Source organism: Streptomyces sp. TE5632 (assembly GCF_054061295.1).
This window is the reverse complement of record NZ_JBSSEA010000003.1, coordinates 3,334,036-3,347,329: the sequence shown is the minus strand read 5'-3', so window position 1 is coordinate 3,347,329 and position 13,294 is coordinate 3,334,036. Positions and strand designations below refer to the sequence as shown.

Annotated in this window: 7 protein-coding genes; 1 reads left to right on the top strand and 6 read right to left on the bottom strand. The window is 72.4% G+C overall.

Annotated features, from left to right (window positions below; translation table 11 throughout):
- Positions 1 to 34: 34 nt before the first annotated feature.
- From ACVW19_RS20585 to ACVW19_RS20565, 5 genes are all read right to left on the bottom strand, one after another.
- The gene (locus ACVW19_RS20585; RefSeq protein ID WP_457460781.1) at positions 35 to 1,822 is read right to left on the bottom strand and encodes a protein kinase domain-containing protein; all 1,788 of its coding nucleotides are present in this window, start codon (positions 1,820 to 1,822) and stop codon (positions 35 to 37) included.
- A 99-nt stretch (positions 1,823 to 1,921) separates the two neighbouring features.
- A complete protein-coding gene (locus tag ACVW19_RS20580) occupies positions 1,922 to 3,331 on the bottom strand; it encodes a protein kinase domain-containing protein (protein ID WP_457460780.1) in 1,410 nt (469 codons plus the stop codon).
- Positions 3,332 to 3,394: 63 nt separating this feature from the next.
- On the bottom strand, positions 3,395 to 5,065 hold the full coding sequence (locus ACVW19_RS20575; RefSeq protein ID WP_457464697.1) for a serine/threonine-protein kinase: 1,671 nt from the start codon (positions 5,063 to 5,065) through the stop codon (positions 3,395 to 3,397).
- Between the two features lie 192 nt (positions 5,066 to 5,257).
- Positions 5,258 to 7,861 (bottom strand): protein kinase, encoded by a 2,604-nt coding sequence (locus ACVW19_RS20570; RefSeq protein WP_457460779.1) that lies wholly within the window; start codon positions 7,859 to 7,861, stop codon positions 5,258 to 5,260.
- Positions 7,862 to 8,014: 153 nt separating this feature from the next.
- Positions 8,015 to 10,150 carry a protein kinase domain-containing protein gene (locus ACVW19_RS20565; protein WP_457460778.1) on the bottom strand — a complete coding sequence of 712 codons (2,136 nt, stop codon included), beginning with the start codon at positions 10,148 to 10,150 and terminating at the stop codon, positions 8,015 to 8,017.
- Positions 10,151 to 10,321: 171 nt separating this feature from the next.
- Between ACVW19_RS20565 and ACVW19_RS20560 the strand changes: the two genes are divergently transcribed.
- The gene (locus ACVW19_RS20560) at positions 10,322 to 11,362 is read left to right on the top strand and encodes a serine hydrolase domain-containing protein (RefSeq protein ID WP_457460777.1); all 1,041 of its coding nucleotides are present in this window, start codon (positions 10,322 to 10,324) and stop codon (positions 11,360 to 11,362) included.
- Between the two features lie 87 nt (positions 11,363 to 11,449).
- On the opposite strand, the gene ACVW19_RS20555 is transcribed toward ACVW19_RS20560, so the two are convergent.
- Positions 11,450 to 13,156, bottom strand: coding sequence for a glycerol-3-phosphate dehydrogenase/oxidase (locus ACVW19_RS20555; RefSeq protein WP_457460776.1), 1,707 nt, complete (start codon positions 13,154 to 13,156; stop codon positions 11,450 to 11,452).
- Between the last annotated feature and the right edge of the window lie 138 nt (positions 13,157 to 13,294).

The window sequence follows — 13,294 nt, the reverse complement described above, 5'->3', positions numbered from 1 at the left end:
TGGCAACAAACCCGCTGATCAGGGCGTTGTTCGGTCAGGGTTCGTCGACCGGCTCCTCGGCGGACTTCTTGGCGGACTCCTCGATGTCCAGGTTGTCGATCACGGTCTGCGCCACCTCACGCCCGCGCTCCGTGAAGTCGCCCTTGCCCGGGTAGCTAATGGTGAGCTTGTACATGTCCTCGGCGGAGGTCATGTAGTAGAAGATCCGCATCTCGCGCGGACGGGGGTTCTGGCTGTCGTCCGTGGTGTAGACGACGGTGTTCTCCGCGGCCTTCTTCCCCTTGTGGGTGAGGTTGGGCTTCGGGTGTGTCGTCGGGTCCTCCGGCATGTCGAGGGAGTAGTTGCCGGTCTCCTTGAAGCGCTTGTTGTCGTCGTACATCTCGGCGTCGGCGGAACCCTCGATCTCGTTACCGGTGTCCTCGGCCTTCCGCTCGAGTGTCAGACCGACCCAGATGCTGCCGCTGTGGTCCGTGTACCTGACCCAGTGGTCCTGGTCCGTCTTCCGGTCGGGCACGGACCTCTGATAGCCCTTCGGCACCGACACGGACGCCGCAACGTCCTCCTCCTTGTGGGTCTCCCAGCCGTCCGGCAGCGGCCCCGCGAAGGGGTCCGCGATCACCAGGTACGCGGCCACCGCTCCGGCGACGACCGCCGCCCCCAGACCGGCCAGCGTCCTGTAGCCGATTCGAACACCACCCTTGCCGCCGGACACGGGCCCGGATCCGTTGCCGATGCCCGGCGTGTGGACGACCTGCGTGGGCGGGGGCGCGGGCGGGTTGGCGACGGCTTCCAGCAGCATCCGGACCTGCGCGGCGTTCGGGCGGTGCACCGGGTCCTTCTGCAGCAGTCCGGTGATGACCTCGGCCAGCGGCCCCTGCGCGGCGGTCGGCGGCGCGGGGGCGGCATTGAGGACGGACTGGAGTGTCGCGGGCGTGTTGCTGCGCCGGAACGGCGAGACCCCCTCCGTGACCGCGTACAGCACGACCCCGAGGGACCACAGGTCGGAGGCGGGGCCGGGGCGCTGGCCCAGCACCCGCTCCGGCGCGATGTACTCGGGCGAACCGACGAAGCCGCCGGTGTCGGTCAGGTTGGTCTCGCCCTCGATCTGGGCGATACCGAAGTCGGTGAGGACGACCCGGTCGTGCCGGCCGAGCAGCACGTTGTCCGGCTTCACGTCCCGGTGCAGGACGCCGGCCGCGTGCGCGGCCTCCAGCGCGCCGAGCACCTCCAGTCCGACCCTGGCCGCCTCGCGCGCGGAGAGGGTGCCCTCCTCCTGCAGTACGGCGCCCAGTGAGCGGCCCTGGACCAGTTCCATCACGATCCACGGCTGTCCGTCCACGACCGCGACGTCATGGACGTTGACCACCGCCGGGTGGTCGAGCCGGGCCGCGGCACGGGCCTCGCGGCGCATCCGTTCGAAGGCGTTGGCCCGTTCGCGTTCGGGAAGGTGATCCGGGACGCGGGGCTCCTTGACGGCGACCTCACGGTCCACCGTCTCGTCCGCGGCCCGCCACACCGTGCCCATGCCGCCGTGCCCGAGCTTGGAGAGCAGCCGGTAACGACCGGCGATGAGCCGGCCGACGCCGGGGTCCTGCGACGGCTGCGAGGAGGACGGCGGCGCGTGGGGAGGCTGCTGCGACGGCGCCTGCGGGGTGTGCGGCTGCGGCGGCACCACCTGCGTGGGGGACGCGTACGGGTTGCCGGGATGCGTCATGGGCGCGGCCGGGTTCGGAACCCGGTCCGGGTTCGGGGCCGGCGGTTGCAGATCAAAACTCGTCGGCTCGTCTACCCCACCGTGGCGGGCTCCCCCGTGGCTGCTCATGCTCCATCCATATCGCGCCGACCCCTCACGGAGCCACTTCGAACACCGTCCGGTCACAGACCCGTGACCCTGCCTGCGGCTTATCTCCTTTTTACGCCGCTATGCGGCCGGTGACGTCGCGTCGGACGGCGTATCGGGCGGTGTATCGGACGGCGCACCGGCCGTGACGGACGCGCCGGGAGCCGTGGGGACGGTCGTGGGAGACACCGCTGTGGGAGACACCGCTGTGGGAGACACCGTGGCCGACGGGCGGCCCGTGCGGGACGGGCGTGGTGTACCGGACGGCCGGGGTTCGGGAGACTGGCTCGCGGGTGTCCGCGGTCCCGTGCTGGACGGCGTACCGCCGCCTCCGCCTCCGCCTCCGCCCCCGTCACCGTCATGGTCCAGGAGCAGTGCCGCCGCGGACACCCCGGCGCCCGCCATCGCGGCGACGGCCAGCGCGGCCACGAGCACGCTCCGCGTGGGCTGCCGGGCCGGGCGTTCCCCGGCGAGGCCGTAGGCCGGGCGCCCCCGCCCGGCCCCTCCGCCGGCGGCCCCTCCCTGGAGCGCTCCTCTCCCGGCCCCGCCTCCTCCAGCCGCCCCTGCCCTGCCGGCCGCCCGCCCTTCGGCCTCCGTCGTCACGGTGTATCCGAGCGGCGGGTACTCCGGTGTGCGGCCCGTCTCGCGGAAGGCCCGCAGCATTCTCTCGGCCCGGTCCGCGTCCAGCCGTCGGTCGGGGTCGCGCTCCAGCAGGCCCCGTACGACGGGCAGGATCGGCCCGGCCTGCGCGGGTGGCCGTATCTCATCGGTCACGACCGCGTGCACGACCCCGCCGATCGAGTCCCGGCGGAAGGGCGACTCACCGCTGAGCACCGTGCACAGCAGGGCGCCGAGCGACCACAGGTCGGACTCGGGGCCGGTCCTGGCCCCGGACATCCGCTCGGGGGCGGTGTACTCGGGCGAGCCCACGAAGGAACCGGACTCGGTGAGCGTGGTGGCCCCCGCCACCTGGGCGATCCCGAAGTCGGTGAGGACGACCCGGTCGGTGCCACGCTCCAGCAGCACGTTCGCGGGTTTGAGGTCGCGGTGCAGGACACCCGCCGCGTGGGCACCACGGAGCGCGCCGAGCAGGTCGATGCCGATGCGCGCGGCCTCCGCGGCGTCGACCGGGCCCCGCGTGGCGATACGGTCGGCCAGCGATCCGCCGTCGATCAACTCCAGGACGATGTAAGGACGTTCGTCGTCCTCGACGACATCATGGACGATGATGATGTGCGGGTGGCTCAACTGGGCGAGCGCGCGTGCCTCACGGAGCGTACGGTCCCGCTGCCGCCGGGCCTCCGCCGCGGAGAGCGTCTCGTCGAGGGGGAGTTCCTTGACGGCGACGTCACGCCCGAGTAATTGGTCGGTCGCCCGCCACACCACGCTCATGCCACCGCGGCCGAGTCTCTCCTCCAGCCGGTAACGGCCCGCTATGACGCGGGTGTTGTTCCGCGCCGCCCCGGTTCCGGGCTCCCCCTCGGTCCCCATGGGCCCATCATGCCCCACCGGATGTGTTCCCTCCGGTAGGCCTATTCGGCCAAGCGCGCCCGGCTACCGAGGTTCGCGCCACCCCTGCAGGATCGTTTCGAACTGCTTGCTCGTCGTGGCCCAGTCCTCGGCCGGGGCCGCCATGTAGAGCGCGTACTCGACCCCGTCGCGCGAGAGGTACATCTGGTCGACGGCCCGGTACGGCCCCGGGAACTCCGTGTCCTTGGGCAGCGCGGTCCAGGAGTACTCGAGTCGCGCGCTCTTGCGGTCGCGGTAGACGCGGCGCTCCAGACCCACCTGCCGGTAGTCGACCAGCCGCTGTCCTATCTGCTGGTCCAGGTCTCTCAGGTGCTCGTACGGGTCGTCGAAGTCGGGGGAGTCGTCGGCGGCGATACGGATGAAGTGCTTGCCGCCGTCGGGCGTGTAGTCGACCTGGCGGGTCTCCTCGTCGAAGACGACCCGCTCCCAGTCCTCGCCGGGCAGGACGATGCTGAAGCCGAAGGGATCGGTGCGGCGCACCCACCCCTCCGGCAGGCCGTCCGTCTGCTCGGTGTCGTCGCCCGTACCACCGGTCGCGTCGGGCGTGGGCGTGGTCGTGTCGAAAGGCGCCGCCGAAGTACCGCCACCGCCCTGTGCGTTGCCCTCGCCCTCGTGCAGCAGCACCGCGGCGCTCCCGCCGACGAGTGCGGCCAGGACCACGACCAGGGCGATCAGGCGCGGGCGTCCGTGCCGCCGGGGCCCGGCGGCCACTGCTGCGGAAGGCGGCTGAACCGCCGTGGCACCCACACCCGCCTCGGGCCCGTACGCCGACGGCGACGCCGTCGGCACGGGGGCGGGGGCGGGGGCGGGCGCGGAGGTGGGCACGGGTGCGGGTGCGCCGACGGCCCGCGTCGGCACGTACGTCTGCGCCGAGTTCGGCCGACGCCCCTCCGCCGCCTCGGCGAGCATCTGCTCGGTCGCCGCCGCGTCGGGCCGCATGGCCGGATCCTTGCGCAGGAGTGCGCTGATGACGGGCGCGAGCGGGCCGGCGTACCGCGGCTCACCGGCCTCCTCCTCGACGACCGCCTGCATGGTGGTCAGCGGGGACGTCCGGCGGAACGGCGATCTGCCCTCCACCGCCGTGTACAACGTGGCGCCGAGCGCCCAGAGGTCGGAGGAGGGGCCGGGATCCTGGCCGCGGATGCGCTCGGGTGCGAGATAGTCGACCGAGCCGACGACCTCTCCGGTCCGGGTGATCGCCGTGTCACCCTCTATCTGCGCGATGCCGAAGTCGGTGAGCAGCACGCGTCCGTCGTCGCCGAGGAGCACATTGCCGGGCTTGACGTCGCGGTGCACCACACCGGCGGCGTGCGCGGCCCGCAGGGCGCGCAGCACCCACAGACCGATCCGTGCCGTCTCGCGGGGCTCGACACGCTCCCGCTCCTTGACGGCGTCGGCGAGCGAGTGGCCCTCGACCAGCTCCATGACGATCCACGGACGGCCGTCGTGCTCCAGTACGTCGTGCACCGTGACGACCGCGGAGTGGTTGATCCGTGCCGCCGCACGCGCCTCGGCGCGGGTGCGCGCCAGCAGCGTGGCCTGCTCGCTCTCGGCTACGTAGAGAGCGGCGGTCAGCTCCTTGACCGCGACGGATCGGTGCAGCACCTCGTCATGCGCGCGCCACACCCGGCCCATGCCACCGCTGCCGATGGCTTCGCCCAGCCGGTAGCGGCCCGCGACGAGCCGACCCTGTATCTCATTCACCTTGCCCCGCAATGGTCTTGACAACGTCAGGGTAGGTACCCGGGTCGGCCCTGGGAACCGAAGGGGGGCCATGGAGACCGCACTGTGATGGTTGTCGCCGTGCGGGACGGGAGGCAACCGAAGCGCCTGCAGAGGCGTACGGCCCTCGGGCGCCTCCTTGCCGCCTCCTCGCCGCTTTCCCGGTCAGCCGGTGAACCGGTACGTCGTCGACGCCTGCTCGAACAGCCGGCCCACCTCGTCCCGTTCGCCCTCCGGGCCACGTACCTGCACGACGTGGTACCGGCCGTCGATCAGCGCCGCGAGGTTACGGACGTACAGCTCGCCCCCGTCGCCGCCGGTCCACGTGAACTGTCCCTCGGCCATGGTCCGTCCGCCCACCTCGATGGTCTTCAGCCCGGTGGACGTGGCCCAGCTGGAATCGCGGTACGGCTGGAGCTCACGCTCGTCGTCCCGCTGATAGGCCATCGGGTCGTCGCCGTACTGCGAGGCACTGTCCCGGCCCGGCACGACGATCAGCTCGAAGTCGCCGCTGGAGTAGACGACCTGGCCACTGCCGTTCTTCCCGGTGCGCTGCCAGCCCTCGGCGACGGCGACCCGGAAGCCCTCCGGGTCCTCGCGCAGGGTGAAGCCCTCGGCGGCGTCGGGGCCGGTGGTCTGCGTCTCGTTGGACGCGGCCGACTCCTCGGCGCCGCCCTCCGGGTTCTTCGGGTCGTCCGGCTTCGTCGAGGAGTCGTCGGCGCCCGGCGCTCCGCCGGCCTCCCTCGACGGGGACACCTCACCGACCTCTCCGGTGGCGCCGGTGCGGTCGGCCGTACCCGCGCCCCCGGTCTCCTCTCCGGCCTTCGGCATGAACAGGACGGCGTACGCGATCGCCGCGGCCATGGCGAACAGCACCAGCAGGAGCAGGGTGCGGCCCAGCCGGCGCGGGGACCCCGACTCCTGTTTGGCCCGCTTGTGCCGCCCGTGGTGCGCGGGCAGTGCGGCGCGGCGTCTGCGCACCAGCTCGCCCCGGCGCCGCACGACGGGCAGCCGGCTGGTGTCGACCGGCGGTGCCGCTATGACGTGTACGCCGGCCTCCGGCTCGGGCGCCGACCGCACCAGTGAACGCAGCCAGCCGCTCAGCTCCTCGAAATCCAGCCGCTCGGTGGGATCCTGACGCAGCAGCGACTCCACGACCGGCCTGAGCGGCCCGCACTCCTCGGCGAACGCCGGGGGTTCGGCGCACACCATCTGCACCAGTTCGGCCGTCGACTCCTCCGGGTAGGGCGCGTGGCCCTGCACGGCCCGGAACAGGAGCGCGCCCAGCGCCCACAGATCGGTCGCGGGGCCGATGGGCGCGGCCAGCTGCCAGTTCTCGTGCACGGGCCCGGCCTGCTCCGGTGCCCACCGCTCCGTCACGGGGCCGACGACGGCCATCCGCGCCTGTCGTGCCCGCTCGGCGGCCAGCGCGGTGGTGGGGGCCCGGCGCGCGGGTGTGTGGGCCGCCGGATCGTCCCAGCGGGCGGGCGGGACGGCTCCGCCGGACGGGGCGAAGCCTCCCGAGTCCGCCGCGCCGGTCGCGGGACTGAGCGCGGATGCTGACGTGGAACCGCCGGGCGGCAACGCGGCGTCGGGTCCGCCGCGGGGGGCGGTGCCGGGCCTGCCGGTGGTTCCCACGCCGTAGGGGTCGGCTATCCGCCCCGGCGGAACCGCACCGGTCCCGCCGCTCTGCCCGGCGCCGGGCAGGGCGGTCCGGCCTGTCTGCTGTGCCTCCTGCACCCGGGCGGCGGCACGGGCGCCCGCCCGGTACGCGGCGATCGCCCCCGCGCGTGCGGCCCTGACGTCTCCGGCGCTGTCGACGGGCTGTGGGGCCCCCGCGGCGGAGGCGCCGTTGGCCGGGCTCGCCGTCCCGCCACCGGGCAACCGGCCGGCCCGCGCCTCGATGGCGGCCCGCCGCGCGGCGTCTGGGTCCGGGTCCGCCGTGAAGCCGGGGGGCCACGACGGAGTGCGCTGCGGAGCCGAAGCGCCCGTGCCCATGCCCGTACCCGTGGGCGCCACCGGTCCCAGCTCCCCGGTCGCTCCCGCCCCCGGCACCGCGGCATTCGGAACGACGGCACCTGGGACCGCCGTACCCGGAACGGGAGGACCCGAGGCGGGAGTGTGCGCCACGAGGGAATCCTCAGCAGGTACCGGGTCGTACCCGCACAGCGCCTCCTCCGCCGCGCCGACGGCGAGACCGGTGAGCATCACCCGGCCGTCGTCACAGACCAGCACCGTGCGCGGGGTGATGTTCCGGTGCACCCAGCCATGGGCGTGCAGGACCCGCACCGCCATCAGGACGTCCGAGGCGACCTCGGCCGCCCGGTACGGAGTCAGCGGCTGCTCGGCCAGCAGCGCCGCCAGTGGTCGGGCGGACACCAGTTCGCTGACGATCCACAGGGAACCGCCCTCCGCGAACACGTCGAAGACCTGGTCCAGCCGCGGATGGTCGGGGATGGCCGCCGCGGCCTGCGCGGCCTCGACCGCGCGCCGCGCCACGGGGTCGGTGGGCCGTCGTGCACCCGCGCGGTCGCCGGTACGTCCGGCGGCCCGCCGGACGCTTCCGTCGCGCGCCGTGAAACCGTCGGGCAGCCCCTCCGCGTCGAGCACCTCGGCCTCGACGACTTCCGGCAACGGCACCTGCCTGACCAGGACTTCCTGCCCGCTGTAGGTGTCGAAGGCGCGGGTCTCGGTCAGTTCGTACTCGTCGGAGGGAGGCAGCGGCAGGCGGTAGCGATCGGCGAGAACTCGTCCCGCGTATTCGTCCACTGTGCCTCCCCCGGCATTACGGTCGGTCAGTTCCGCTCGCCCAGCAGCCCGTTCCGGCTGCGTACGGTCTGCGAACACTCACGATACGTGCCGGAGGCAACCCGCAGAGAGGGGATGCCACATCTCACTCCCCAATCGAGCGGTCACCCATGCTCAGGACTTGGGTTCAAAGGACTGCGTCAACACCTGCCACGTCTCCTTGCGCTGCTCACCGTCCCAGTCGGCGGCCTTCGCCGAGTACATCAGCGCGTACCCGTACCGGCCGTCGACGACGAATCCCCGGTCGATGGTCCGGTACTTCGTCCCCCCGTCCACGTAGGTGAACTCCCAGTCGGCGGTGTTCCACCCCCGGTAGTCCACCGCCTCTATGCGGATCCTCTTGTACTGCGGACGCACCATGCCGCGTTCCTGGTTCTTCCAGTCGGCCACCGGGTCGCCCTTCGGCGTGGAGGTCCAGGCGACGAGCAGCCTCTGTCCGTCGGGCCCGGTGAAGCGGTCCCCGGCCCTGTCCGCCGACTGGTACTTCCAGCCCTCGGGCAGGCCGATCGAGTACCCCTGGCTCCCGTTGTGCGTCGCCTTCACCGCCGAGGCGCCGTCGCCGCCCCCGGCCGGGTCGTCGGCCTCGCTCTCCTCCGAACCGGCGTCGCCGGATTCCGGCTCTCCTCCCGTGCCGGTCCCCGAGTCCACCGACTCGTTCGCCGCACCGTCGGTACCGGTACCGTCCCCGGCGTTCTCGGTGTCGGCCTCGGCCTCGGTGCCCTCGGCGTTCTTGGTGTCGGCGCTGGGTGCCTGACTGGCGGCCACCTTGTCCGTGCCGCCGCCCTTCGCCCCCGCGCCGTTCTCGTCGCCATCACTGCTGAGCACGATGGCCAGCACGGTACCGAGCACGGCGAGCACCACGACCACCGCGATGACGACCAGCGTCCGCCGCGGCACCACGTCGGTGAGCGACGCCTTCGGCGCGGACCTCGCCGGGAGATCCGGCGGCGTCATCACGGGCCACCCCGAACTCCGCCCGCCAGGAGCCTGGTTCGACGCCCTGCCGGGTGCCGGGTGCGGCGTCGGGCCCGAGCCCGCACCGGAGCCACGGGTCGAACCCGGTGTCGAGACCGAGGCCGGCCCGGAACCCAAGGGGGACCCCACAGCCGGCCGCCCATCGGTCCGGGCTCCGGCCGCCGCACCGGACGCCGTGGCCGCGGAGGCCGTACCGACCGCCGAACTGCCGACGCCACTGCCGGACTTGGCGCGTGTCGCCGCCGCGGCACCGGCCGAGCCGGCGGCCACCGCCGCTTTCCGCACGGAACGCATCGCACCGCGCAGCCGCTCCCCGGCCTCCTCCCCCCGCCTGCTTCCGCCACCGGCACGCCCATCGGGCTGGTCGGGCAGCGGCACGACCTTCGTCGCGTCCGCCGGTTCCGGGTCGCTCCGCTTGCCCCCGGGTGCGTGGATCACCGCGCTCAGCATGGTCCGCGCGCGGGTGTCGTCGAGCCGCTGGGCAGGGTCCTTGTTGAGCAGCCCGTAGATGACGTCCTTGAGCGGTCCCGCGTTCCTGGGCTCCTCGAGCGGCTCGGTCATCACCGCCGTGAGCGTCGCGATCGCGGACCCCTTGTCGTACGGCGGCGCACCCTCCACCGCCGCGTACAGCAGCCCGCCGAGCGACCAGAGGTCCGCCGCCGGCCCCGGCTTGTGCCCGCGGGCCCGCTCCGGGGAGATGTAGGAGGGGGCCCCGACGAGCATGCCGGTCGAGGTGATGGACGGGTCGCCCTCGACCTGGGCGATGCCGAAGTCGGTGAGCACGACCCGGCCGTCCTCGGCGATCAGCACGTTCGACGGCTTCACGTCCCGGTGCAGAATGCCCTCTCGGTGCGCGGAGCGCAGCACGTCGAGCACCGCGAGCCCGACCTCGGCGGCGCGCCGGGGCTCCAACAGGCCGTCCTCCCGGATGGCTTCGGCGAGCGACTTGCCCTCGACGAGCTCCATCACGATCCAGGGCCGGTCGTCCTCCTGGACCACGTCGAAGACCGTCACGGCGTTGTTGTTGCGGATCCGCGCGATCGCCTTGGCCTCGCGCAGCGTCCGTGTGATCAGCCGCCGCTTCTCCTCCTCGTCGATGTTCGACGGGAACCGGAGTTCCTTGACGGCGACCGTCCGGCCCAGGGTCTCGTCCACGGCTCGCCACACCGTCCCCATGCCACCGCGGCCGAGCACATCTCCCAGCCGGTACCGCCCGGCGAGGAGACGTGCGCTCTCGTCCTGACGGGGTGTCCCCGCCCGCTCCGGCTCCGACATGCGTCCCCTCATGCAACCCGCCCTGACAGAGCCTTCATTGTCCCTCACCCGACAAGTGCTCCACGCCCAGGGTGCCCCTGGCGACGCCTCATGCCCGGCGCACCCGGAACCCGGGTGAAGGACATGTTCCGCGGCCTTGCATGATGTCCCTCCGACGAGAGAGGAACCGGGATGCCGCCGCCTCGGACGCTACTGGCCATCGCTGTGTCCGTGGCTTCGCTCGCCCTGACCCCGACCGCCTCCTCGACTCTGCCGGTCCCGCCGGCGGACACGCTCCTCCCGCTGCTGGTCACACAGGGTGGAGCCCCGGCGGCGGCCCTCCTTGCCCTGGAGAGGACCGGCCCGCGTTACGCCTCCGCCGGCGAGGGCATCACCCGGGCCGACCACTTCCGCGCCGGCAGCGTCACGAAGACGTTCATCGCGACGGTCGTCCTGCAACTGGCGGACGAGCACCGCCTGTCGCTCTCCGACACCGTGGAGAAACATCTCCCGGGACTGGTGCGAGGAGCGGGCAACGACGGCCGCGCGCTGACCCTGCGTTCCCTGCTCAGCCACACCAGCGGCCTGTACGACTTCGCCAAGGACACCGGTGGCACCATCCCCGTCACTCCGCGTCAGGCACTGCGTATCGCACTCACCCACTCTCCGGCCGACCCAGGCCGCTTCGCCTACTCGAACACCAACTACGTCCTGCTCGGTCTGGTCGTCGAACACGTCACCGGCCACTCGTACGCCACCGAGGCCGAGCGGCGCATCATCTCCCCCCTGGGTCTGACGGGCACCTCCTTTCCCGGCTCCCGCACCTCTCTGCCCTCTCCGCACGGCCGCGCCTACGCCGCCGGCGGAACCGACGTCACCGAACTCGACCCGCGGGTGGCCGGCGCCGCGGGCGAGTTGGTGACCACGCTCACCGACCTGAACCGCTTCTACGCGAGTCTGCTCGGCGGCGAACTGCTGCCCCCGCGCCAACTGCGCGAGATGCTCGACACCCGTGCCGCACACGGCTCGTACGGCATGGGCCTGTTCCCCGTGAAGCTTCCGTGCGGCACCACCGTGTGGGGGCACGACGGACACATCTCCGGCAGTTACGTGCGCACCGCAACCACCGCCGACGGCGGGCATGTCCTCACCCTCCGGGTGAACACGGACGCGATAGCGGACCCCGGTCTCGTACCCGCAGTCCTCGCGGCCGAGTTCTGCCCTCGCACCTGATAAAACGCCCGGGTTCCGGACAGAGATCCCAGTTCACGACACTCGTTCGAGTGAAAGGCGAGCGGAAACGCCCTGTCTCGCGCCGGCCTACATCGGAACGATGTCCGGCGCTCCCAGCCGTGCCGCGTCCGCCGTCAGGTCATCCGGCTGGCGCTGCGACTCCCGTTCGGCCTCCACCCGCTTCTCGTAGTGCCGCACCTCGCGCTCGATCCGGTCCTTGTCCCAGCCCAGCACCGGCGCCATCAGCTCGGCGGCCTCCCGTGCGCTGCGCGTACCCCGGTCGAACGTCTCGATCGATATGCGGGTGCGCCGGGTCAGCACGTCGTCCAGGTGGCGCGCCCCCTCGTGGGAGGCGGCGTAGGTGATCTCGGCGCGCAGATAGTCGTCGGCCGCCTGCAGCGGTTCGCCCAGCGAGGGGTCCTGGGCGACCAGTTCCAGGAGCTCCTCCGCCAGCGTCCCGTACCGGTTCAGCAGGTGCTCGACCCGGACCACGTGCAGTCCGGTGCGCGCGGCAATCCGCGCCCGCGCGTTCCACAACGCCCGGTACCCCTCGGCGCCCACCAGCGGTGTGTCCTCGGTGACGCAGGCGGCGACGCGTGCGTCGAGGCCGTGCACGGCCTCGTCCACCGCGTCCTTGGCCATCACCCGGTACGTCGTGTACTTGCCGCCCGCGACCACGACGAGTCCGGGGACGGGATGCGCCACGGTGTGCTCCCGCGACAGCTTGCTGGTGGCGTCGGACTCCCCTGCGAGCAGAGGCCGGAGGCCGGCGTACACGCCCTGGACGTCGTCCCTGGTGAGCGGGACCGCGAGCACCGAGTTCACATGCTCGAGCAGATAGTCGATGTCCGCGCTGGACGCTGCCGGGTGTGCCTTGTCGAGGTCCCAGCCGGTGTCCGTGGTCCCGACGATCCAGTGCCGACCCCACGGGATGACGAACAGTACGGACTTCTCCGTGCGCAGGATGAGCCCGGTCGTGGAGTGGATGCGGTCCTTGGGGACGACCAGGTGGATGCCCTTGGAGGCCCGTACGTGGAACTGTCCCCGCTCACCCACCATCGCCTGGGTGTCGTCGGTCCACACTCCGGTGGCGTTGACGACCTGCTTGGCGCGGATCTCGTACTCCCCGCCGCCCTCGGCGTCCCGCACCCGGGCACCGACGACCCGTTCGCCCTCGCGCAGGAACCCGGTCACCCGGGCACGGTTGGCGACTCGCGCGCCGTACGCCGCCGCGGTGCGCACCAGGGTCGCCACGAACCGGGCGTCGTCCATCTGGGCGTCGTAGTACTGCAACGCCCCGACCAGGGCGCCCTTCTTCAAACACGGGGCCACCCGCAGTGCGTGACGGCGGCTCAGATGCCGGTGCACGGGCAGCCCGCGTCCGTGCCCGGGGGCCATCGACATGGTGTCGTAGAGCGCGACGCCCGCCCCGGCGTACAGCCGCTCCCAGCCCCTGTGCTGCAACGGGTAGAGGAACGGCACCGGCTTCACCAGGTGCGGAGCGAGTTTCTCCAGCAGCAGGCCACGCTCCTTCAACGCCTCCCTCACGAGGGCGAAGTCGAGCATCTCCAGATAGCGCAGCCCGCCGTGGATCAGTTTGCTGGACCGGCTGGAGGTGCCCGAAGCCCAGTCACGCGCTTCGACCAGTCCCGTGGACAGACCACGGGTCACGGCGTCGAGCGCGGTGCCGGCACCCACCACACCGCCGCCCACCACCAGGATGTCCAGCTCACGCTCGGCCATGGATGCGAGTGACTCGGCACGCTCCGCCGGTCCCAGTGTCGCTGTCCTCACCGCTGCCTCCCGCTTGTCGGTCGCATCGGCCGCACCCGTCGGGCGAAGCCCGGTTCCCCCCTCCCTCATGCCCAAATTCTGGCCGGGTTGCCCGACTGCAGCCACCGCGCACTCCCAGCCTGTGGACAACCCTCGCGG